At 63.9% G+C, this 22,743-nt stretch carries 16 protein-coding genes; 10 read left to right on the top strand and 6 right to left on the bottom strand.

The features are described 5' to 3' along the window. The first annotated feature begins 326 nt into the window (after window positions 1-326). The gene (locus JVX91_RS22000) at window positions 327-1,133 is read left to right on the top strand and encodes an SDR family oxidoreductase (protein ID WP_205336243.1); all 807 of its coding nucleotides are present in this window, start codon (window positions 327-329) and stop codon (window positions 1,131-1,133) included. Between the two features lie 367 nt (window positions 1,134-1,500). Here the strand turns inward: JVX91_RS22000 and JVX91_RS21995 are convergent, their stop codons facing one another. From JVX91_RS21995 to pbpG, 5 genes are all read right to left on the bottom strand, one after another. Beyond that, on the bottom strand, window positions 1,501-1,755 hold the full coding sequence (locus tag JVX91_RS21995; RefSeq protein ID WP_205336242.1) for a hypothetical protein: 255 nt from the start codon (window positions 1,753-1,755) through the stop codon (window positions 1,501-1,503). Window positions 1,756-1,900: 145 nt separating this feature from the next. After that, a complete protein-coding gene (locus JVX91_RS21990; protein ID WP_205336241.1) occupies window positions 1,901-2,467 on the bottom strand; it encodes a TetR/AcrR family transcriptional regulator in 567 nt (188 codons plus the stop codon). 206 nt (window positions 2,468-2,673) lie between these two features. Further along, entirely contained in the window at window positions 2,674-3,813 is a 1,140-nt protein-coding gene (locus JVX91_RS21985) for a thiolase family protein (RefSeq protein WP_205340075.1), read from the bottom strand. A 15-nt stretch (window positions 3,814-3,828) separates the two neighbouring features. After that, window positions 3,829-4,305 carry a PaaI family thioesterase gene (locus tag JVX91_RS21980; RefSeq protein ID WP_205340074.1) on the bottom strand — a complete coding sequence of 159 codons (477 nt, stop codon included), beginning with the start codon at window positions 4,303-4,305 and terminating at the stop codon, window positions 3,829-3,831. Window positions 4,306-4,533: 228 nt separating this feature from the next. Beyond that, a complete protein-coding gene (pbpG, locus tag JVX91_RS21975; protein WP_205336240.1) occupies window positions 4,534-5,466 on the bottom strand; it encodes a D-alanyl-D-alanine endopeptidase in 933 nt (310 codons plus the stop codon). Window positions 5,467-5,970: 504 nt separating this feature from the next. On the opposite strand from pbpG, the gene JVX91_RS21970 reads away from it, so the two are divergent. From JVX91_RS21970 to JVX91_RS21940, 7 genes are all read left to right on the top strand, one after another. Then, the gene (locus JVX91_RS21970) at window positions 5,971-7,650 is read left to right on the top strand and encodes an AMP-binding protein (RefSeq protein ID WP_205336239.1); all 1,680 of its coding nucleotides are present in this window, start codon (window positions 5,971-5,973) and stop codon (window positions 7,648-7,650) included. 51 nt (window positions 7,651-7,701) lie between these two features. Then, a complete protein-coding gene (locus tag JVX91_RS21965) occupies window positions 7,702-8,718 on the top strand; it encodes an AraC family transcriptional regulator (RefSeq protein WP_205336238.1) in 1,017 nt (338 codons plus the stop codon). Between the two features lie 81 nt (window positions 8,719-8,799). Continuing rightward, window positions 8,800-10,947 carry a methyl-accepting chemotaxis protein gene (locus JVX91_RS21960; protein ID WP_205336237.1) on the top strand — a complete coding sequence of 716 codons (2,148 nt, stop codon included), beginning with the start codon at window positions 8,800-8,802 and terminating at the stop codon, window positions 10,945-10,947. A 367-nt stretch (window positions 10,948-11,314) separates the two neighbouring features. Next, window positions 11,315-12,979 (top strand): acyl-CoA synthetase, encoded by a 1,665-nt coding sequence (locus tag JVX91_RS21955; protein ID WP_205336236.1) that lies wholly within the window; start codon window positions 11,315-11,317, stop codon window positions 12,977-12,979. Window positions 12,980-12,997: 18 nt separating this feature from the next. Next, window positions 12,998-13,768: a 3-hydroxyacyl-CoA dehydrogenase gene (locus JVX91_RS21950; RefSeq protein WP_205336235.1), complete on the top strand. Its 771-nt coding sequence runs from the start codon at window positions 12,998-13,000 to the stop codon at window positions 13,766-13,768. Window positions 13,769-13,776: 8 nt separating this feature from the next. Next, window positions 13,777-14,967 (top strand): acetyl-CoA C-acyltransferase, encoded by a 1,191-nt coding sequence (locus tag JVX91_RS21945; RefSeq protein ID WP_205340073.1) that lies wholly within the window; start codon window positions 13,777-13,779, stop codon window positions 14,965-14,967. Window positions 14,968-14,977: 10 nt separating this feature from the next. After that, complete coding sequence (locus tag JVX91_RS21940; RefSeq protein ID WP_205336234.1) at window positions 14,978-16,105, top strand: acyl-CoA dehydrogenase family protein; 1,128 nt, start codon at window positions 14,978-14,980, stop codon at window positions 16,103-16,105. A 167-nt stretch (window positions 16,106-16,272) separates the two neighbouring features. Here the strand turns inward: JVX91_RS21940 and JVX91_RS21935 are convergent, their stop codons facing one another. Next, window positions 16,273-17,205 carry a LysR family transcriptional regulator gene (locus JVX91_RS21935; RefSeq protein WP_205336233.1) on the bottom strand — a complete coding sequence of 311 codons (933 nt, stop codon included), beginning with the start codon at window positions 17,203-17,205 and terminating at the stop codon, window positions 16,273-16,275. A 167-nt stretch (window positions 17,206-17,372) separates the two neighbouring features. On the opposite strand from JVX91_RS21935, the gene JVX91_RS21930 reads away from it, so the two are divergent. Both JVX91_RS21930 and JVX91_RS21920 read left to right on the top strand, forming a co-directional pair. After that, entirely contained in the window at window positions 17,373-18,602 is a 1,230-nt protein-coding gene (locus JVX91_RS21930; RefSeq protein WP_138525770.1) for an acyl-CoA dehydrogenase, read from the top strand. A 1,081-nt stretch (window positions 18,603-19,683) separates the two neighbouring features. Beyond that, window positions 19,684-22,737, top strand: coding sequence for an autotransporter outer membrane beta-barrel domain-containing protein (locus JVX91_RS21920; RefSeq protein ID WP_205340133.1), 3,054 nt, complete (start codon window positions 19,684-19,686; stop codon window positions 22,735-22,737). Window positions 22,738-22,743 lie beyond the last annotated feature (6 nt).

Genomic DNA, 22,743 nt, shown 5'->3' with positions numbered 1-22,743 from the left:
GGCATCGCCGGCGTTGAGACAGGCAGAAAGGTGCAGGTGGCGCTCCCGGTTTGTTCTTGTGTGGAGACGCCCGACAGCCTCTCGCGAGCGCTCTAGAATGGGCAATCTAAACCGCCAAATGGCTTCCAGGGCCCGTGCGGTACGGTCTGCCGCCACTCCGGTTACCACTCGTCACCCTCAGGAAATGGACCTTGACAGATAATATTATGAGCATAATATTCAGCTTCAGATGACGGCCATAATCTGAATCGGGTCGGACATTCCAGACGGCCAACCGGCCCTCCCAACCTTGCATGCGGGGCAACCGCCTCACTGGAGACAGAACCATGAATGCCAAATCCGAACTGGGCCGCGCACTGATCACCGGTGCTTCCTCCGGCATCGGCGCCACCTACGCGCAACGCCTGGCTGCCCAGGGCTACGACCTGCTGCTGGTGGCCCGCGACCAGCAACGCCTGGAAGCCCTGGCCGCTCGACTGGGCGAGGAGCACGGCGTTTCCGTGGATGTGCTCAAGGCCGACCTGACCCGTCGCGAGGATCGTGCCCGCGTCGAAGCGCGCCTGTCTGAAGACAGCAGCATCAGCCTGCTGCTGAACAACGCCGGCGTGGCGATCAATGGGACGCTGCTGGAGACCGACCTGGATCGTCTGGAAAGCATGATCGAACTGAACGTCACCGCCACCGCGCGCCTGGCTGGCGCTGCCGCCAAGGCCTTTGCCGGACGTGGGCGCGGCACCATCATCAACGTGGCCTCGGTGCTGGCATTGGCGCCGGAACTGTTCAACGGCAGCTACAGCGCCACCAAGGCCTTCGTGCTCAACCTGACCCAATCCATGCAGCAGGAACTGGCGCCGCAGGGCCTGCGCATCCAGGCCGTGCTGCCGGGCGCCACCCGCACCGAAATCTGGGACCGCGCCGGCACCGACATCTCCGCACTGCCGGCGGAAATGCTGATGGACGTGAACCACATGGTCGACGCCGCGCTGGCCGGCCTGGCCCAGGGCGAAGTGGTGACCCTGCCGGCTTTGCCGGATGCGGGCGAGTTCGAAGCCTTCACCGCCGCGCGCCTGAAGATGGCGCCGAACCTCTCGCGCAGCGCGCCGGCGCAGCGTTATGGCGTGGCGGTGGAATAACCGAGTAACTGAGTGGCGAAAGCTTGCCCCGGCCTTGTGCCGGGGCTTTTTTATGCGCGGATTTTGCTGGAGTACGCCGTGCGTGTAATGGCGCGCATGGGCTGAGCATCTGCGCTCGGACTGGCCCTCACCCTAACCCTCTCCCAAGGGGAGAGGGGACCGTTCGGTGAAGGATGAAATCATAGCGTCAGCCGGTACAGACAGCCCCCTCTCCCTTTGGGAGAGGGGCTCTCCGGTTCAGGAGGAAACCAGGGCGTCAGCCGACACATACGGCTCCCTCTCCCCCTGGGAGAGGGCTGGGGTGAGGGGAAAATGCAGGCACAAACTTTCCGAAAAAGCCTGTTACTCCTGCGGGTGTCCGCAGCCCTCACTCCGCCGCGACAATCTCCCGCTTTAAGTGCCGCCGGGTGCTCTCCAGGATGCGGTCGGCCAACTCCGTATCCGCCACACTGCGCGACAGCACCAGCGCGCCAATCAGCGTGGCGAGAAGGGCGACGCTTTCGTCCTCGGCATGCTCGCTGGGCAGCGCCTGCTCGATCGCTTCGATGCGCGCCTGGACGATGGCGTCCGTCGTGGCGCTGGCGTGACCACGGGCGCCCAGCTCCGCTGAGATGGTTGGCAACGGGCAGCCCTCGGTTCAGGAGGAAACCAGGGCGTCAGCCGGCACAGATAGCTCCCTCTCCCTTTGGGAGAGGGCTGGGGTGAGGGGAAAACGCAGGCACAAACTTTCCGAAAAAGCCTGTTGCTCTTGCAGGTATCCGCAGCAATCACTCCGCCGCGCCAATCTCCCGCTTTATGTGCCGCCGGGTGCTCTCCAGGATGCGGTCGGCCAACTCCGTATCCGCCACACTGCGCGACAGCACCAGCGCGCCAATCAGCGTGGCGAGCAGGGCGACGCTTTCGTCCTCGGCATGCTCGCTGGGCAGCGCCTGCTCGATCGCTTCGATACGCGCCTGGACGATGGCGTCCGTGGTGGCGCTGGCGTGACCACGCGCGCCCAGCTCCGCGGAGATGGTCGGCAATGGGCAGCCCTTGCCCGGCGCATTGCGGTGGCCGGTGGAGAGGTACTGGTCGATGAAGCCGGGCAGCGGGTCGTCCTTGGCGAACTGCTGGTCGACCACTGGGCGCAGTTGGTCGGCGGCCTGCTGCAGGGCGATCTCCACCAGCTCGTCCTTGGACTTGAAGTGCGCGTAGAAGCCGCCGTGGGTCAGGCCCAGCGCCTTCATCAGCGTCTGCAGGCCGGTGGCGTCGACGCCTTCGCTGCGGAAGCGCTGCGCCGCCTCGTTGATGATGCGTTCGCGGGTCTGGGCCTTGTGGTCTTCGGAGTAACGCATGACCGGATGTCTCCTGCGGTGCATGGAATGCTGGGTGACATTCTAACGCAGGGTGGGCGAGGGGAGGTGATTCAGGGCAGGCACGGAATGCCCTGAAAGACGATCGCGGACGGAGTCCGCTCCTACGGGGCTCAGCCTCGGGTAGGAGCGGACTCCGTCCGCGATGTCTTCACCCAGCGCCAGAGCGCTCCTTGTACGCCCTATGATCAGCGCACGGCTTCCAGCAAAGTCGCCACGCCTTGCCCGCCACCAATGCACTGGGTGGCAATGGCATAGCGCCCGCCGGTTTCCTTCAGCAGCGCCGCCGCCTTGCCGGTGATGCGCGCGCCGGTGGCGCCCAGCGGGTGGCCGATGGCCAGGGCGCCGCCGTGCAGGTTCACCCGGTCGATATCCAGCTCAAGCCCGCGCAGGCAGGCCAGGGCCTGGCTGGAGAAGGCTTCGTTGATTTCCACCAGGTCGATGTCGGCCATGCGCAGCCCCGCGCGATCGAGCAGCTTGCGGGTCGCGTAGAGCGGGCCCATGCCCATGACTTCCGGCGGGCAGCCCACCACGGCGACGGCTTTTACCCGCGCCAGGATGTCCAGCCCGTGGGCGCGGGCGAAGTCCTCGCTGCACACCAGCACAGCCGCCGCGCCATCGGTGAGCGGCGAGGCGGTCCCGGCGGTGACGCTGCCGCCGAATGCCGGTTTCAGCTGCGCCAGCGCTTCCAGATTGGTGCCGGGGCGGATGCAGCCATCCTCGTTGACTACGCCGTTGGGCGTGTCGATGGACACGATTTCTGCCGCCAGCAGGCCCTGCTCACGGGCGCGGGCAGCCTTGGCGTGGGAATCCACGGCCATGGCTTCCTGGTCGACGCGGGAAATGCCGAAGCGCTCGGCGACGATTTCCGCTGTCTGCCCCATGGGCATGTAGGCCTGCGGGAACTCGGCCAGCAGTCGCGGGTTGGGCGACAGGTTGAAACCGCCCATGGGCACTCGGGTCATGGACTCCACGCCGGCGCAGATGAAGGCGTCGCCGGCGCCGAGTTGGATCTGCCCGGCAGCGAAGTGGATGGAGGTCATGGACGAGCCGCAGAAACGGTTCACCGTGGCGCCGGCCACGGTTTCCGGCAGCCCGGCGAGGAAGCCGGTAATACGCGCCAGGTTCATGCCCTGTTCGGCCTCGGGATAGGCGCAGCCCATGATCAGGTCTTCGATCAGGCTGGCATCCAGGCCGCTGCGGGCGACCAGCCCCTTGACCGTCTGCGCGGCGAGGTCATCCGGGCGCACGTCAATCAGTGCGCCCTTCTTGGCGAAGTGGAAGGGGGAGCGGGCATAACCCGCGATAACGACGGAAGTCATGGTCAGTCTCCTGAACAGCTGTCAGCGCCCGAGGATCAGGCAGGTGGTGGAGCCGGTGGCGTAGAGCTTGCCGTCCACATCGTAGAGACGGCCTTCGGCCAGTGCGGTGGAGCGGCCGACATGCACGATCGTGCCCTCGGCGCGGATCGGCCCGGTGTCGCGGGTCAGTGCGCGGATGTAGCTGATGCGCAGGTCGGTGGTGGTGTAGCCCAGGCCCGGTTCGAGCATGGTGTGCACGGCGCAGCCCATGGCCGAGTCCAGCAGCGTGGCCGCATAGCCACCGTGCACGGTACCCAGCGGGTTGTAGTGACGCATGTCCGGCGTGCCCTGGAAGATGAAGCGACCCTGGCCCCACTCCAGCGGCACGAAGCCGATCAGCGCATTGATCGGCGGGGCGGGCAGTTCGCCGGCGCCGATGCCATCGAAGAATTCCTGGGGCGTCTTGCCGCGCAGCTCCTGCAGGGCGATCACGCCGGGTTCGGCCAGACGGCGGCGCATCTCGGTGGCCGCCGCCTCCCAGGCGGCGATCTTCTGTTCACGAGTCAGGGTCAGTTCGGTCATCGCAGGCTCCAACGCTCGAATAAATATTACGGTCGTCATACTAGCATTGAATGATGACCGGCATATAAGTGACGGAAGCGCCATCCAGCAGGGCTGAAACGACAGGGGGAAGGAGACAGGAGAGGGCGGCTGGCGGAGCGGACTCCGCCAGCGCGGGGGAGGAGCTTACTCGGCGGTGGCCGTGATGTTGGCTGCGCGCGCCTGGCTGCGCTGGGCCTTGTATTGCAGGGCGACAGCCGGCACCGGCGAAGCGACACCCGTCTCCACCCAGCGACGGATGCGACTGGCATCGGCCACGTGGGTACGCTTGCCGAAGGCATCGAGCAGTGCCAGGGCGACCGGGCGGCCGTTCATCATGGTGACCATCACCAGGCAGTGGCCGGCGTCGTTGGTGAAGCCGGTCTTGGTCAGGCGGATGTCCCACTTGCCGTTGCGCACCAGCGGGTTGGTGTTGAAGAAGCTCAGCGAGTAGCTGGGCTTGCTGAAGCGTGCGTCGCTGGTCGCCGTGGTGCTCATCGCGCGGATCTGCGGGTAGGTGTAGGCAGCCTTGGCCAGGCGGATCAGGTCGTTGGCGTCGGAGACGTTGTGGATCGACAGGCCGGTGGGCTCGACGTAATGGGTGCTGGTCATGCCGAGGGATTTCGCCTTGGCGTTCATCGCCGCGACGAAGGCCCTGGAGCCGCCCGGATAGTTATGCGCGAGGCTGGCGGCGGCGCGGTTTTCCGAGGACATCAGCGCCAGCAGCAGCATGTTCTGGCGGCTGATCATGCTGCCCAGGTGAACGCGGGAGAACACGCCCTTCATCTCGGCGGTCTCGGAGATGTCCACGGGGATCAGCTCGTTCATCGGCAGCTTGGCGTCCAGGGTGACCATGGCGGTCATCAGCTTGGTCACCGAGGCGATGGGCACCACCAGGTTGGGGTTGCTGGAGTAGAGAGTCTTGCCATTCTCCAGGTCGACCACCAGGGCGCTTCCGGAGGCGAGCACCAGCTCTTTGGGGGAAGCCGCCTTGGCGGGGGAGGCGGCGAAGGAGTTCGATGAACAGACAACAGCGGCACAGGCAAACAGCAGGCTCAGTATCGAACGACGAGTAGTCATGGATGTGATTCGCAAGCATGAGGTGGGAATGTGTCTACATCCATGTAGGCATTTTCGGCGAATTCTAATGCAAGGTCTGGCATAGCGCACGCGGCGCGAGGCGTCTCAGATTGCGACAGTTTGAGACCTGGTGACGCCCGCTGCGCAGACACCGCGACCCGCGCTGGCAGTCGCGGCGCGGCAGCTTGCCCGAGCTGTTGCGAAATGCAACTGGCCAGGTGCACCGGCGAAGCACTCGAAATCTTCTGAAGGCCGCGCCGGCTATGGGATTCAGGCCCTATGGCACGCTTTGTGACTGACTATTCTGAAATGTACGGAGGCACCCGGCGTATCGCATGGTCGATGGTCGGGGTTGCGTTTACCTTTACGTTAACGTAAACATGCTCCGTCGCCCGCGACCGGTCAGTCAGGCCGGCGGGGTAGGTTGGCTCTCGGTGCTTTGGCACCGCTGCCAGAGCCGATCGTTCAGCGTTGATCCCAGAACAAGCACAACAAGGGAAAGCCATGAACCACCTGAGTTACACCCGCGGCCCCCAGGACAAACCCCTGCTGGCCATGACCGTCGGCGCGGCCTTCGACGCCACGGTAGAGCGTTTCGCTGCACGCGAGGCTCTGGTCGTTCGCCACCAGAACCTGCGCTACACCTGGGCCGAACTGGCCGAGGTGGTCAATGGCATCGCCCGCGCTTTCCTTGCCCTCGGCCTGCGTCCCGGCGACCGTATGGGCATCTGGGCGCCCAACTGCGCGCAGTGGTGCGTCACCCAGTTCGCCAGCGCCAAGGTCGGCGCCGTGCTGGTCAACATCAACCCGGCCTACCGGGGCAACGAGCTGGAATACGCGCTCAAGCAGTCCGGCTGCCGCTGGCTGGTGTGCGCGGATGCGTTCAAGACCTCCGATTATCACGGCATGCTCGCCGACCTGTTGCCCGAGCTGGGGCAGGGGCGTCCGGGCGAGCTGTCCAGCGACCGCCTGCCGGAGCTGCGCGGGGTGATCAGCCTGTCCGATACGGCGCCGTCCGGCTTCCTGCGCTGGAGCCAGCTGGAGCCGCTGGGCCGTGGCACGTCCGCCGCCGAGCTGGCCGAGCGCCAGGCACTGCTGCAGTTCGACGAGCCGATCAACATCCAGTACACCTCCGGCACCACCGGCTTCCCCAAGGGCGCCACGCTCAGCCACTACAACATCCTCAACAACGGCCTGATGGTCGGCGATAGCCTGGGCCTCACCGAGCACGACCGCCTGGTGATCCCGGTGCCGCTGTATCACTGCTTCGGCATGGTGATGGGCAACCTCGGCTGCCTGACTCACGGTTCGACCATGATCTACCCCGCGCCCAGCTTCGAGCCCGAGGCGACCCTGGCTGCCGTGGCGGAGGAGAAGGCCACCGCGCTGTACGGCGTGCCGACCATGTTCATCGCTGAACTCGATCACCCGACCCGCCGCGAATTCGATCTCTCCAGCCTGCGCACCGGCATCATGGCCGGCGCCACCTGCCCGATCGAAGTGATGCGCCGGGTCATCGACGAGATGCACATGGCCGAAGTGCAGATCGCCTACGGCATGACCGAGACCAGCCCGGTGTCGCTGCAGACCGGCCCGGAAGACGACCTGGAAACCCGCGTCACCACCGTCGGCCGCACCCAGCCGCACCTGGAAAGCAAGATCATCGACGCCGACGGCCGCATCGTCCCGCGCGGCACCATCGGCGAGTTGTGCACCCGTGGCTACAGCGTGATGCTCGGCTACTGGAACAACCCGCAGGCGACCTCCGAGGCGATCAGCCCGGCGCGCTGGATGCTCACGGGTGACCTCGCCGAGATGGACGATGCCGGCAACGTGCGCATCGTCGGGCGCAGCAAGGACATGATCATTCGCGGCGGCGAGAACATCTATCCGCGCGAGATCGAGGAATTCCTCTACACCCACCACGCCGTGGCCGACGCCCAGGTGATCGGCATTCCCGACGAGAAGTACGGCGAAGAGCTGGTGGCCTGGGTCAAGTTCCACCCCGGCCACAGCGTCGAGGAAGACGAGCTGCGCGCCTTCTGCAAGAACGCCATCGCCCACTTCAAGGTGCCGCGCCACTTCCGCTTCTGCGAAGATTTCCCGATGACGGTGACCGGCAAGATCCAGAAGTTCCGCATGCGCGAAATCAGTATCGAAGAGGTGCGCGCCAAGCGTGGCTGATCGTTCGACACCTTCCTGCGCCCAGGCGCGCGTTCCTGACATCGGGGCGCCATGGGCGTAGAGAAGGGCACCATCTCCATCCGCCTGGTCAGCGAAGCGCTGGCCGAGTTTCGTCGCGCCGGTCGCGACGACGGGCCGCTGTTGGCCGCCGCCGGCATCGCACCGGAACTGTTCGGCAAGCCTTATGCGCGGGTTTCCAGCCAGGCCTACGCGCGGCTCTGGCTGCGCCTGGCGAAGGAGATGGACGACGAATTCTTCGGCATGAATGCCCGGCGCATGAAGTCCGGCAGCTTCAACTTCATGGCCGCCGCGGCGATCCGCGAGCCGACCCTGGAAGCGGCGATGAATGCCGCGCTGCGCTTCATGGGTCTGGTGTTCGATGACTTCACGCCGCGCCTGGTGCGCCAGGACGGCGTTGCCTCGGTCACCCTCGAAGAGCCCGCAAGCTCCGCGTCTCGCGCCTTCTGCTACTTCACCCTGTGGCTGATGCTGCACGGGCTGGCCTGTTGGCTGGTGGGGCGGCGCATCCCCATCCTCGCCATCGAACTGCGCTGCCCGCAGCCGGATTTCATCGAGGACTACCGGGTGATGTTCAGCGACAACCTGCGTTTCTCCCGCCGCCAATCGCGCCTGCTGTTCAACGCCGAAGCGCTGGAGCTGCCGGTGCGCCGTGATGAGCGCGAACTGCGGCGCTTCCTCAATGGCGCGCCGGCCAACATCCTGGTGCGCTACCGCGACCCGCAGAGCCTCGCCGCACGCACCAAGGCCTATCTGCGCAGCCTGAAGTTCGAACGCTGGCCGGACCTCGACGCATTGGCCAGCCACTTCTACATGGCGCCCTCGACCCTGCGCCGCAAGCTGGCGGCCGAAGGGCAGTCCTACCAGGCGCTCAAGGACCAGTTGCGTCGCGACCTCGCCATTGCACGGCTGGACAGCGGCGATGGCAACTTCGCCGATCTCGCCGAAGAACTGGGTTTTGCCGACACCAGCGCCTTCTACAAGGCCTTCCGCAAATGGACCGGATCGACGCCGGGGCAATACCGCGCACTGATCCGCCAGGAGCCCTGAAATTTAAGGGCTTGGCTCAAGTAGCCGCCTTAAAGGCCGATAGAACAACACAGAACCGCTCTCTCCCAAGGACGCCACTCCATGCCCCTGTCCCGCCTCTCGATCCAGTGGAAGATCACGCTGCTGACCGGCCTCTGCCTGCTCTGCATCGTCTGCCTGCTGGTCGGCCTCTCGCTGTTCCGGATGAACCACGACGCCGAGCTGATCAAGGCGGCCAACGCCGACATGCTCAAGGACGCCGCCAAGTCGCGGATGCAGGCGCGCAGCGAGCAGCAGGCGGAGATCATCCAGCGCTTCTTCACCGACGTGTACCACTTCGGCAACCAGTTCTCCCGCCAGGTCAGTCAGCTGCGCGAGCAGTCGACCAGACACGGCGCGGATGCCACCGGCGTGCGCAAGGACCTCAACCTGCTGGTGCGCGATGGCCTGAAGAGCAATCCGAATCTGCTCAGCCTCTACGTGGTCTTCGAGCCCGATGCGCTGGACGGCCAGGATGCCGCGTTCCATGACCAGCCCGATGCCGGCAGCAACGAGAAGGGCCGCTTTGGCGCCTACTGGGCGCAGAAGGCCTCGGGCGAGATGACCGGCCTGGCGGTGACCGAGGACATGATCGCCGACACCACGGCCATGCTCGACGGCAGCCCCTTCAACACCTGGCAGCTGTGCCCGCTGCAGACCCGCAAGGCCTGTGTGCTCAACCCGTATTTCGACAGCGCCTCGGGCACCAAGGTGCTGATGACCACCGTGACTTTCCCGCTCATGGACCAGGGTAAGGTCATTGCCGTCATCGGTATCGACATCAGCCTGAGCCGCCTGCAACAGCTGGCCGCCGATGGTGACCGCCAGCTCTACGACGGCGCCGGCAGTGTCAGCATTGTCAGTCCGGCGGGCCTGCTTGCCGGCTATAGCAGCGACGAAGCGCTGCTCGGCCAGCCGCTGGAGAAGGCCATTCCCGGCCAGGCCGCCGAGCTGCTGTCGCTGCAGGCCAGCGGCCGCCCGCAGGTGCTGGAGAAGGATGGCCAACTGCGCGTGGTCGAGCCGCTGCTGCCGATCCCGGACGCCACCAAACCATGGGCCGTGGTGCTGGACGTGCCGCAGGACGTCCTGCTGGCCCCCGCATTGGAACTGCAGAAGCAACTGGATGAACGCAACTCCAGCGGCGCGCTGTGGCAGACCATCTTCGGCCTGATTGCCGCCGTGGTCGGCTTGCTGCTGGTGTGGCTCACCGCCCGCGGCGTGACCCGGCCGATCCTCAACGTCGCCGCCATGCTGCGCAACATTGCCAGCGGCGAAGGCGACCTGACCAAGCGCCTGGACTACGCCGGCAAGGACGAACTGGGCGAGCTGGCCGGCTGGTTCAACCGCTTCCTCGACAAGCTGCAGCCGATCATCCGCGACGTGAAATCCTCGGTGCAGGACGCCCGCGCCACCGCCGACCAATCCTCGGAAATCGCCAGCCAGACCAGTGCCGGCATGCAGCAGCAGTTCCGCGAAGTCGACCAGGTTGCCACCGCTTCGCAGGAGATGAGCGCCACCGCCCACGACGTCGCCAACAGCGCCGCCATGGCCGCCGATGCCGCCCGTGGTGCGGACGGCGCGACCCGCGATGGTCTCAACGTGATCGACAACACGACCCGCCTGATCGACGAACTGGCCAGCGACATGAGCAGCGCCATGAGCCAGGTGGAAGGTCTCGCCGCCAGCAGCGAGCAGATCGGCTCGGTGCTGGAGGTCATTCGCGGCATCGCCGAGCAGACCAACCTGCTGGCGCTCAACGCCGCCATCGAAGCGGCCCGCGCCGGTGAAGCCGGGCGCGGCTTCGCGGTGGTCGCCGACGAAGTACGCAACCTCGCCAAGCGCACCCAGGACTCGGTGGAGGAAATCCGCCAGGTTATCGAGGGCCTGCAGAACGGCACCCGCGATGTGGTCGGTGCGATGAGCAACAGCCATCGCCAGGCGCAGGACAGCGTGTCCCAGGTCGAACAGGCCGTGGCCGCGCTCAAGCGCATCGGCGACGCCGTCGGGGTGATCACCGACATGAACCTGCAGATCGCCAGCGCCGCCGAGGAACAGAGCGCGGTGGCCGAGGAGATCAATCGCAACGTGGCGGGCATCCGCGATGTGACCGAGTCGCTGTCGAGTCAGGCGCAGGAATCGGCGCAGGTGAGCCAGTCGCTGAACAAGCTGGCCAATCATCAGCAGGGGTTGATGGATCAGTTCCGCGTTTAACAGGATGCGTCTGTAGGAGCGGATCTTATCCGCGACATCCCGGACAACCGGGGAGTTACACCGGCCTGCCGGCCGGATCGCGGATAAGATCCGCTCCTACAAAAAATCGCATCGGCGCAGGTTTGACGGTAGGCGTTGTGTCGAAACGGGCCCTGCAGGAGCGAGGGAGACGTCCGGTCCTTGCTCGCGCGCCGCACGGAATGGCCGGATCGCGGATAAGATCCGCTCCTACGCAAACCCAAGCCTCACACAGCGCCATGGCTGTCCAATCCGCTCATCCAGATTGGCGGCTTTCGACATTGCCCGCGTCCGCACACGGCGGGAACATCAGGGGACTCCAACAAGAACAACCCGGGAGTCCCAAGTGATGCGTTCCCATTCCGCCGCCGCTGCCGAATTCGATTACCGCGCCACCGCCGATGCCACGCTGGCCGGCAACCTCGACGCCCTCAACGCCTGTGTCGAATGCTGCGACCGCCATGCTATCCCCGGCCGCATCGCGCTGTTCTGGGAGGGCAAGGACGGCGACAGCGCCTCCTACACCTTCACCCAGCTGAAGGAACTTTCCGGCCGCTTCGCCAGCTTCCTGCACGGTCTCGGCGTGCGCCCCGGCGATGTAGTGTCCGGCATGCTGCCGCGTACGCCGGAACTGTTGATCACCGTGCTCGGCACCTGGCGCCTGGGCGCGGTCTACCAGCCGCTGTTCACCGCCTTCGGGCCGAAAGCCATCGAGCATCGCGTGAAGCTGGCCGGCAGCAAGGTGGTGGTCACTGACGGCGCCAACCGTGGCAAGCTCGACGAAGTACCCGACGCGCCCACGCAGGTCACTGTCGGCGGGCCGAAGGGGCAGGGCATCCGCCACGGCGACTACAGCTTCTGGGCCGAACTGGAACGCCACTCGCCGGACTTCGAACCGGTGCTGCGCAGCGGCAAAGACACCTTCCTGCTGATGTTTACCTCCGGCACCACCGGCTTGGCCAAGCCACTCGCCGTGCCACTGAAAGCCATCGTCGCCTTCGTTGGCTACATGCGCGATGCGGTGGGCCTGCGCGAGGAAGATTCGTTCTGGAACCTGGCCGATCCAGGCTGGGCCTACGGCCTGTATTACGGGGTTACCGGGCCGCTCGCCATGGGGCACCCGATCACCTTCTACGAAGGCGCGTTCACGGTGGAGAGCACCTGCCGCATCGTGCGCAAGTACGCCATCACCAACCTGGCCGGCTCTCCCACCGCGTACCGTCTGCTGATTGCCGCCGGTGATGCCGCGTCCAAACCACTCAAAGGCTGCTTGCGCGCCGTGAGCAGCGCTGGCGAGCCACTGACGCCGGAAGTCATCCGCTGGTTCGCCAGCGAGCTGGGCGTGACCATCCACGACCACTACGGCCAGACCGAGCTGGGCATGGTGCTGGCCAACCACCACGAGCTGGAGCACCCGGTACACATGGGCGCTGCCGGCTACTCCATCCCCGGCCACCGTGTGGTGGTGCTGGACGAGCAGGGCAACGAACTGCCCGCCGGCCAGCCAGGCACGCTCGCCATGGATCGCACGCGCTCGCCGATGATGTGGTTCGCCGGCTACCAGGGCATGCAGACCAAATCCTTCGTCGGCGACTACTACCTCAGCGGCGACACCGTTGAGCTGAACGCCGATGGCAGCATCAGCTTCGTCGGCCGCGCCGATGACCTGATCACCACCTCCGGCTACCGCGTCGGTCCGTTCGACGTGGAGAGCGCGCTGATCGAACACCCGGCAGTGATCGAGGCGGCGGTCATCGGCAAGCCAGACCCGGAGCGAACCGAGCTGGTGAAAGCCTTCGTGGTGCTCTGCTCGTCCTACCGGCCGGGCGCGGAGCTGGCCGAGGAACTACAACAGTACGTGCGCAAGCGACTGTCGGCGCACAGCTACCCGCGGGAAGTGGAGTTCGTCGACGAACTGCCCAAGACCCCCAGCGGCAAGATCCAGCGCTTCCTCCTGCGCAACCAGGAGATTGCCAAGCAACGCGAAGCGGCCGAAAAAGCGGCAGCTCACTAAGTACAGCGGAGAGACTTCATGCAGATCCAGAACAAGGTATTCCTGATCACCGGCGGCGGCTCCGGCCTCGGCGCCGCCACGGCGAAACTGCTGGTGTCCGCAGGCGCCAAGGTAGTGCTGGCCGACATCAACGCCGAAGCCGGCGCGGCCCAGGCTGCCGAACTGGGCGAAGCCAATGCGCGCTTCATCCGCACCGACGTGTGCAGCGAGGCGGACGGCAAGGCCGCCGTGCAACTCGCCCTGGACGCCTTCGGCGCGCTGCATGGGCTGGCCAACTGCGCGGGCGTGGCCCCGGCGGAAAAGGTCCTCGGCCGCAATGGCGTGCATGGTCTGGACAGCTTTGCCCGCACCATCAACATCAACCTGATCGGCACCTTCAACATGCTGCGCCTGGCCGCTGACGCCATGGCGCAGAACCAGCCTGACGCCGGCGGCGAGCGCGGCATCATCATCAACACTGCCTCGGTGGCTGCCTTCGACGGGCAGATCGGCCAGGCCGCGTACTCTGCGTCCAAGAGCGCCGTGGTCGGCATGACTCTACCGATCGCCCGTGAACTGGCGCGCTCGGGCATCCGCGTGATGACCATCGCCCCCGGCATCTTCGAGACGCCGATGATGGCCGCCATGCCCCAGGAAGTGCGCGACTCCCTCGGCGCCAGTGTCCCGTTCCCGCCGCGCCTCGGTCGTCCCGACGAGTACGCCGCGCTGGCCCGCCACATCATCGAGAACACAATGCTCAACGGCGAAGTGATCCGCCTCGACGGCGCCATCCGCATGGCCGCGAAGTAAGCAGGAGAATTGCCATGAACGATCCCATCGTCATCGTCAGTGCCACCCGTACTCCCATGGGCGGCTTCCTCGGCGAATTCAAGGATGTCACCGCCGCCACCCTTGGCGCCGCCGCCATCCGCGCCGCAGTCGAACGCGCCCGTCTGGGCGCCGAAGACGTGGACGAAGCGGTGCTCGGCTGCGTGCTCTCCGCCGGGCAGGGCCAGGCACCGGCGCGCCAGGCAGTGCTGGGCGCGGGCCTCGCGCGTGGCACGCCGTGCTCCACGGTGAACAAGATGTGCGGCTCGGGCATGAAGGCCGCGATGATGGCCCATGACGCCATCCTCGCCGGCAGCGCCCGCGTAGCATTGGCCGGCGGCATGGAGAGCATGTCCAACGCCCCGTACCTGCTGGAGCGCGCCCGCAGTGGCTACCGCATGGGCCACGGCAAGGTGCTTGACCACATGTTCCTCGACGGCCTCGAAGATGCCTACGACAAGGGCCGCCTGATGGGCACCTTCGCCGAGGACTGCGCCGAGAAATACGGCTTCACCCGCCAGCAGCAGGACGACTACGCCATCACCTCGCTGACCCGCGCGCAGAAGGCCATGAGCGAAGGCCGCTTCGCCGAGGAAATCGTTGCGCTGACCGTCAAGGCCGGTAAGGAAACACGCGAAATCAGCCAGGACGAACAGCCGCCCAAGGCGCGTCCGGACAAGATTCCCACCCTGAAACCGGCGTTCCGCGACGGCGGTACCGTGACGGCGGCCAACGCCAGCTCCATCTCCGACGGCGCCGCCGCGCTGGTGCTGATGCGCCTGTCCGAAGCCGAGAAACGTGGCCTGACGCCGCTGGCCGCGATCCGTGGCCACTCGTCCTTCGCCGATGCACCGAACCTGTTCCCGACTGCCCCGGTCGGCGCGCTGAACCGCCTGATGCAGCGCACCGGCTGGACCATCGGCGATGTCGACCTGTTCGAGGTCAACGAGGCCTTTGCCGTGGTCGCCATGGCCGCCATGCGTGATCTGGACATCCCCCACGAAAAGCTCAACGTCCACGGCGGCGCCTGCGCCCTCGGCCACCCGATTGGCGCATCCGGCGCGCGGGTGATTGTGACCCTGCTGTCGGCGCTCAAGCAGTACGACCTCAAGCGCGGCGTGGCCTCGGTATGCATCGGCGGCGGCGAAGCCACGGCTATCGCGGTCGAGTGCCTGGCCTAAGGAGCCAACCATGATTCCCAGTGAAGAAGACATCCAGATCCGCGACGTTGCCCGCCAGTTCGCCCAGGAGCGGCTGAAGCCCTTCGCCGCCGACTGGGACCGTGAGCACCGTTTCCCCGCGGAAGCGATCAAGGAAATGGCCGACCTCGGCTTCCTCGGCATGCTGGTGGCGGAGGAGTGGGGCGGTGCGCAGACCGGCCACCTGGCCTACGCCATGGCGCTGGAAGAGATCGCCGCCGGCGACGGCGCCTGCTCGACCATCATGAGCGTGCACAACTCGGTGGGCTGCATGCCCATCGCCAAGTTCGGCAACGACGAGCAGAAGCGCCAGTTCCTCGTGCCCCTGGCCCGTGGCGAAATGATCGGCGCCTTTGCCCTGACCGAGCCGCAGGCCGGTTCCGACGCCAGCTTCCTCAAGACTCGCGCGCGCCGTGATGGCGATCATTACGTGCTGAACGGCAGCAAGCAGTTCATTACCTCCGGCAGCCATGCCGGCGTGGTGATCGTCTTCGCAGTGACCGATGCGGCGGCGGGCAAGAAGGGCATCAGCGCCTTCATCGTGCCGACTGACACGCCCGGTTACCGCGTGGTACGCGTTGAGGACAAGCTCGGCCAGCACGCTTCTGATACCTGCCAGATCGCCTTCGATGATGTGCGCATCCCCGCCAGCTACCGGCTGGGCGAGGAGGGGCAGGGCTATGCCATCGCCTTGGCGAACCTGGAAGGCGGGCGCATCGGCATCGCTTCGCAAGCCGTCGGCATGGCCCGCGCCGCGTTCGAATACGCCCGTGACTACGCCCACGAGCGCGAGACCTTCGGCAAGCCGATCATCCAGCACCAGGCCGTGGCTTTCCGCTTGAGCGACATGGCCACCGAGATCGCCGTGGCGCGACAGATGGTCCACCACGCGGCCAGCCTGCGCGAAGCCGGCCTGCCGTGCCTGACCGAGGCCTCCATGGCCAAGCTGTTCGCCTCGGAAATGGCCGAGCGCGTGTGCTCCGCAGCGATCCAGACCCTCGGCGGTTACGGTTATCTGCAGGACTACCCGGTGGAGCGCATCTACCGCGACGTGCGCGTGTGCCAGATTTACGAAGGCACCAGCGACGTGCAGCGGCTGGTGATCGCGCGGAGTCTGTAAAGGGTTCCCCGGCCTGTTCGTTGGACAGGCACTTCGGCAGGGCTTATTGCTTTTGTAGGAGCGGATCTTATCCGCGACCCGGCCGGCAGGCCGGCATTCACCTCAACGGATGCCCCGGCTTCGCCGGGATTTCGCGGATAAGATCCGCTCCTACAAAAAGCGTGGTGTCAGGCGCGCTCCGCCGCTTCCCGCGCTTCGCGCGCCGTCACCTGCTGGCACAATTCGATGATCTGCTCGCGCATCCAGCGGTTGGCTGGGTCCTGGTCGGTGCTTTCGTGCCAGTACAGGTGGGTTTCCAGCTTGGGCACGTCATTCACCGGCAGGTCGACGAAATGCAGGCCGTGGTGGCGGGCGAAGCGCTCGGGCACGGTGACCACCATGTCAGTCTGCTGCACCACGGTCGACGCCATCAGGTAGTGCTGCGAACGCAGGGCGATCTTGCGCTGCAGGCCCATCTTGCCCAGCGACAGGTCGACATAGCCCAGGCCGCTGCGGCGGCTGGAAATCTGGATGTGCGCCACCGACAGGTATTCCTCCAGCGTCACCTTGTCCTTGGCTAGCGGGTGGCCCTGGCGCATGGCACAGACGTAGCGGTCCTCCATCAGCTTGACGTGGCGCACTTGCGGGTCGGTGTTGAGCGGCGCGTCGACGGCGAAGTCCAGGCGGCCGGCGGCCAGTTCCTTGGTGGTTTCGCGGCGCTTGGAGAGGAAGCTCTCGATGTGCACGTTCGGCGCCTGGCGGCGCAGGCGCTGGAACAGCGGCGGCAACACGATGGCCTCGGTGAGGTCGGTCATGCTGATGCGGTAGGTCTTGTTCGCCTGGGTCGGGGTGAAGGTGCGGCTCTCCTGCACCGAAACCCGCAGCAGCTGCAGCGCGTTGCGCACCGGCCCGATGATGTTCTGCGCCATGGGCGTGGGCACCATGCCCTGCGCGGTACGCACGAACAGCGGGTCGTTAAAGGTTTCACGCAGGCGGGCGAGGGCGTTGGAAACGGCGGGCTGGGTAATGCCGACTATCTGTCCGGCGCGGGTCAGGTTGGCTTCGGTGTAGATCGCATCGAAGACGATGAACAGGTTCAGATCGACCTTGCTGAGGTTCATTCCAGGGCTCCGCTTGTAGTTGTTCTGCGGCCGATCATACCCGAACGAGCGCTCAGGTCCATACGGGTTATGAATGTTCATTGATTCGGATAATAGGCTGGGTAAATGCCCTTGGCTGTTCTAGCATCATCACCACACATACAACCGCCGCCAGAAGGTTAGCCCCCATGGATTTCGCTTATTCCGCCAAGGTTCAGGACCTGCGTGAGCGCCTCACCGCGTTCATGGAAGCCAACGTCTATCCCGCCGAGAAGGTGTTCGAGGAGCAAGTGGCCCAGGGTGACCGCTGGCAGCCGACGCAAATCATGGAAGACCTCAAGGCCAAGGCGAAAGCCGAAGGCCTGTGGAACCTGTTCCTGCCCGAGTCCGAACTGGGCGCCGGCCTGACCAACATGGAATACGCACCGCTGGCCGAGATCATGGGCCGCTCGCTGATCGGCTCCGAGCCCTTCAACTGCGCCGCACCGGACACCGGCAACATGGAAGTGCTGGTTCGCTACGGCTCCGAAGAGCACAAGCGCACCTGGCTGGAGCCGCTGCTGCGTGGCGAAATCCGCTCCGCCTTCGCCATGACCGAGCCGGGCGTGGCGTCTTCCGATGCGACCAACATGGAAGCCAACGCGGTCCGTGACGGTGACGAGTGGGTCATCAACGGCCGCAAGTGGTGGACCTCCGGCGCCTGCGACCCGCGCTGCAAGATCATGATCTTCATGGGCCTGACCAACCCGGATGCGCCGCGCCACCAGCAGCACTCGATGATCCTGGTACCCACCGACGCCCCCGGCGTGAAAATCCTCCGTCCGCTGCCGGTATTCGGCTACGACGATGCACCGCACGGCCACGCCGAAGTGCTGTTCGAGAATGTCCGCGTGCCCTACGAGAACGTGCTGCTCGGCGAAGGCCGCGGCTTCGAGATCGCCCAGGGGCGCCTCGGCCCAGGCCGCATCCACCACTGCATGCGCTCCATCGGCATGGCCGAGCGCGCGCTGGAACTGATGTGCAAGCGCTCCGTCAGCCGCACCGCCTTCGGCAAGCCGCTGGCACGCCTGGGTGGCAACATCGATCACATCGCCAACTCGCGAATCGAGATCAACCAGGCTCGCCTGCTGACCCTCAATGCCGCGTACATGATGGACAAGGCCGGCAACAAGTTTGCCCAGAGCGAGATTGCCCAGATCAAGGTCGTCGCGCCCAACGTCGCCCTGCAGGTGATCGACCGCGCCATCCAGATGCACGGCGGCGCCGGCGTCTCCAACGACTTCCCCCTGGCCTACTGGTACGCCATGCAGCGCACCCTGCGCCTGGCCGACGGCCCGGACGAGGTGCACCGTGCGGCCATCGGCAAATACGAGATCGGCAAATACGTGCCTAAGGATGCGCTGCGCAGCTCGCGCTGAGGCTCCCGGCGGCGCTATACAAAGCGTCATGCTCGTCAATTAGAGAAAGCGCCATTTCTTCGACCTGGAGAAATGGCGCTTTGCTTTGTATCCAGCGCGATAAATCGCTCAAGCAAGACTCGAGAATCTGCTTGTGATGGATACAGTACGTGGCGAGTGTGAGCACTGGTTGAGGTGTCTTGATTAACCAGTCCGGGTCGCGCTCGCGGTGGGCAATTAGCTCATGAAGCAGGAGCTGCGATTGAGCTGACTCACTCCGGGAATCAGGCTGGATCGCTATCCTGCGCCTAGCATAACTACCAGTCGTCCTCGGCGCGCCAAGAGTGACAGAACTCCTTGTTCGAGCCGTTTTTATATTCATAAGAATACCTACCGTATCGGAGTTTTGCTCAGGTGCGCAGCGCCGTTTTTTGGGCTGGAATGGCTGTATTTTTGTTTGACGCTTTGCGCTCCAGCGTCCTAAGGCGATTTCTGCTTTTGGTTGAGTGAATTTTCCTAGGAAAATGTCCTTTAAGTAGTTATTTCTCCATTTTTTATAGACTTCTCCCTCAGAATTTATGAGCAGCCAGTCAGATCGGAGAGAAGAGATGGGGGGTGAGAAAATACTTGGGCAGTAATCGGGAAATGTCTTGTGTGGAGCATCGTGTGCGCTAACTAGAGTGGCGGCCGCAACGAATTCGGATTCAGAATTCAAACGGTGCAGTTCCTACAAGGATAAGTAATCTTCGATATGAACAAGGTGTGTAACGTTATCTGGAATGCCTCTAGAGGTTGCTGGGAGGTTGCTTCTGAATTGGTAGGCTGGTACGGCAAGACTTCCAGCAGTCAAGGCAGTCTATTTTCTATTGCTGGCTTCGTAGCAGCAACTCTGGCTTCGGTCGATGCTCAAGCAGAGAATAGTTCGATGTCCACCGCAATGGGTTCGATTGCGATTGCAAGTTCGAGCAGCACTAGCTATCAGATTTCAACCGCATTTGGGGGGGGTGATCTCCAGGCGGGCAGTATTGCCGCAGTGAGTGGGTCTGGATCTGGAGGTCCTCAATTCCAGAGGGGCAGTATCGCCCTAGTGAGTAGCTCTGGATTGAATATTTCTAACGATATGCCGATCCGGACTTATAATAAGAGCGAGCCTGGTATCTTTGCGCTGAGTTATTTTTATCGAGAGCACATTGCGTTGGGTGCTTCTACTGAGCGGGATGTGGTTATCGGCAACAGTGGCTCTATCTCGACCGAGGGTAATGCTGCGCCCGCCATTCTGGCGGCAACGTATACCTCGCATAGGATTTCCATCCTTAATTCCGGAAACTTGCTCACTCAGGGGAGTGGCTCTAGCGGAATCGAACTGCAGGCTAATTATGATTCTAGTGGCGGAAATGTAGGGCTATCCCCTGGCTTGTCCGTTCACAATGACGGACTGATCCGAACTACAGGTGGTGGTGGGGCTGCAGGGATTCGCGCCAGCAACGTTGCTGGTGGCGCTGTCAATATTTCGGGGTCCGGTGATATCCATATAGATAATCCGGAAAACTCCAATGGTCACGGTATATTGGCTATGTCCAATTCCGGTGATGTCCGAGTCGAGTATTCCGGCGACATAACCACTCATGGTGAGCAATCTGCTGGTATTCTTGCTATAGCTGGGAGTTCGCTACTCTTAACTGATGATGGAGATGTTCGCGTAACTAGCGATGAGGGCGGTAGCGGAATCATCGCTGCGGCGATAGACGGAACTTCGGTGGGGGCGCAGGGTGCTGGGGTAGTTGTAACAGGTGATTTATCTAGCAGTAGGGCCATTGAAAAAATTAATATCACCAACAATGGGGATATCTTGATGCATGGAGCTTCCAGCGCAGGCATCGAAACCCATGCCACCAAAGGTGCGACCAATATAGAAAACAGCGGAATTATTCGTGTTGAGTCGGATGGCTCCAGTGGGATACAAGCCGTATCTACAATGGGCGGTGAGATCGGCATACAAAATCATGGAACGATTCAGACTCTCGATGCTTCTTCTCCGGGTATAAATACAGTCACGATAAATGGCCACCAACGTATCACTAACGATGGCGTGCTGGAGGCTCGAGGCGAAGCCGCCGATGGCGTGAGCGCTATTGACATCGGTAGCGGCCAGATCGTGGTGGAGAACGTCGGCGGCATCTCAAGCACTGGTGAGGACGCAAGCGCCATTGTGGCATTGAGCGCCGCTGGCAAGGTCAGCGTGACCAATTCCGGGCAAGTACAAGGCGGAAGCAGGTTCGGAGCCGGTGTTGTCGCAGCAGGTATTGAGCCGACTGTCAGCAATAGCGGCGATTTGTCCGCTCTCAGCGATCAGGCCGTTCTCTTCTACATGGACGATACAGCGGCTGGTAATGCGTCCCTTCGGAACGCGGGGAAGCTGGCCGGCATGGTCCAGGGCTTCGGTTCGACCGTCACCATGGAGAACACCGGCCTCTGGGAACTCCGCAATTTTGCCGATACCGATGGTGATCAGGTCCGTGACACGCTGGGGGTTGCAATCAGCGATCTCGGCAATCATGGGGAAAACCGCATCGACAATAGCGGCACCATTGCCCTGCTCGGCGATGGAGGTTTGGCCGCAGCGCTGACCCCGGAAGGTGAATACCGTACCGGCTACGCTGCCAATTCAATGTCCTTGGCTGGGCCGGTGCAGGCACAGCTGCTTGGCGTACATGTTTTCAGCAACAGCGGCACTCTCGACCTCAGCGGTGACCGTCAGCAAGTGGGAGATGTACTGGTTATTTCCGGTAGCCAGGCGGCAGGAGTTTCCGGTGGCGGGGTATTCATCAGCAACGGCGGGCAGATCAAGCTCGATACCGTACTCAATGAAGGTGGCGCCAATAGCCGGAGCGACATGCTGGTGGTTGATGGCACCAGCGCCGGTTCCTCTCCGACAAGCCTGGTCGTGAATAATGTCGGAGGGGAAGGTGCGCAGACCGTCGGCAATGGTATTGAACTGGTTCGAGTGCTGGACGCCGGTCAGTCCGCAAACGGCGTATTCCAGCTGTCGGGACGCCTGGCCGCCGGCGCCTATGAATATGATCTCTACCATGGCAGCGCGACGACAGCTGCGGACGGTAACTGGTACCTGCGCTCGGTCAGTACATTGCCCCCCACCCCGCAGCCGGCCCGCAGCAAATCGCCGCGTCCGGAAACCGGGGCCTATGCGGCGAACCTGGCGGTGGCTGGCACGATGTTTGTGCATACCCTGCATGATCGCCTTGGCGAGCCGCGTAATGCCGAGGCCGAGAAAGACCGGGAAGTCGTGCCTGCCGGTTGGATTCGCGTGGTGGGTGGCCAGGAGAAGGGGCGCGCTGCAGGCGGCGACATCGACACCCGGACCAACAGCCAACTTCTGCACTTTGGCAGCGATATCGCGCAATGGGGAGGGAGCGGCAGCGACCAGCGCTACCTCGTCGGGGTAATGGGCTCCATCGGCCATGCAGACATTACGGCCGCCAACAATGACATCAAATATACCCAGAACGGCACGCGGCGCAGCGCCAGCGGGACGGTCGACGGCTACGCGCTGGGAATGTATGGCACCTGGTACCTCAATGGTGATGCGAAAGACGGCCCCTATGTGGACTCATGGTTGCAGCACGGCTGGTACGACAGCACTGTCAAGGGCAAAGGCCTGGCTGGCGAGCATTACGACAGCAACGGCTGGATAGGGTCGATCGAGGGCGGCTGGGCTTTCATGCTGGGTGGTTTCGGCGATCGCCAGATCATGTTGGAGCCGCAGGCGCAGGTTATCTACAGCGATATTCAGCAGGACAGCCACAGGGAACAGAGCGGTACCCGAGTGAATGATGCCGATGCATCTGGTATCACCACTCGGGCGGGTGCGCGCCTGTTGAGTCGCGATACGCACAATGGCAACGCGGTTCAACCATTCATTGAGGCCAACTGGTGGAACACTGATGTGCGCAACAGCCTGGACTTCGATGCTGCTCGCATCGGTGCCCAGACTCCGAGCAGTACCTATGAACTCAAGGTCGGGATCCAGGGCGAGCTCACCAGTGGTCTGCATGTATGGGGGCAGCTGGGGCAGCAGTGGGGTGAAGACAGCTATCGGGCCCATGAGGGAACGGTGGGACTCAGGTACGATTTCTGAGGATAT

The sequence above is a fragment of the Pseudomonas sp. PDNC002 genome (genome assembly GCF_016919445.1).
Classification (GTDB): domain Bacteria; phylum Pseudomonadota; class Gammaproteobacteria; order Pseudomonadales; family Pseudomonadaceae; genus Pseudomonas.
The sequence above is the reverse complement of the archived record's forward strand: the minus strand, read 5'-3'. Positions and strand labels throughout refer to the sequence as shown.

Excerpts from the sequence above, each read along its gene's own strand:
- JVX91_RS21950 (WP_205336235.1), top strand. The coding sequence starts at position 12,998 with ATGCAGATCCAGAACAAGGTATTCCTGATCACCGGCGGCGGCTCCGGC.
- JVX91_RS21960 (WP_205336237.1), top strand. The coding sequence starts at position 8,800 with ATGCCCCTGTCCCGCCTCTCGATCCAGTGGAAGATCACGCTGCTGACC.
- JVX91_RS21930 (WP_138525770.1), top strand. The coding sequence starts at position 17,373 with ATGGATTTCGCTTATTCCGCCAAGGTTCAGGACCTGCGTGAGCGCCTC.
- JVX91_RS21980 (WP_205340074.1), bottom strand. The coding sequence starts at position 4,305 with ATGCGCCGCCGTCTGGCCGAACCCGGCGTGATCGCCCTGCAGGAGCTG.
- pbpG (WP_205336240.1), bottom strand. The coding sequence starts at position 5,466 with ATGACTACTCGTCGTTCGATACTGAGCCTGCTGTTTGCCTGTGCCGCT.
- JVX91_RS21990 (WP_205336241.1), bottom strand. The coding sequence starts at position 2,467 with ATGCGTTACTCCGAAGACCACAAGGCCCAGACCCGCGAACGCATCATC.
- JVX91_RS21965 (WP_205336238.1), top strand. The coding sequence starts at position 7,702 with ATGGGCGTAGAGAAGGGCACCATCTCCATCCGCCTGGTCAGCGAAGCG.
- JVX91_RS22000 (WP_205336243.1), top strand. The coding sequence starts at position 327 with ATGAATGCCAAATCCGAACTGGGCCGCGCACTGATCACCGGTGCTTCC.
- JVX91_RS21955 (WP_205336236.1), top strand. The coding sequence starts at position 11,315 with ATGCGTTCCCATTCCGCCGCCGCTGCCGAATTCGATTACCGCGCCACC.
- JVX91_RS21970 (WP_205336239.1), top strand. The coding sequence starts at position 5,971 with ATGAACCACCTGAGTTACACCCGCGGCCCCCAGGACAAACCCCTGCTG.
- JVX91_RS21940 (WP_205336234.1), top strand. The coding sequence starts at position 14,978 with ATGATTCCCAGTGAAGAAGACATCCAGATCCGCGACGTTGCCCGCCAG.
- JVX91_RS21935 (WP_205336233.1), bottom strand. The coding sequence starts at position 17,205 with ATGAACCTCAGCAAGGTCGATCTGAACCTGTTCATCGTCTTCGATGCG.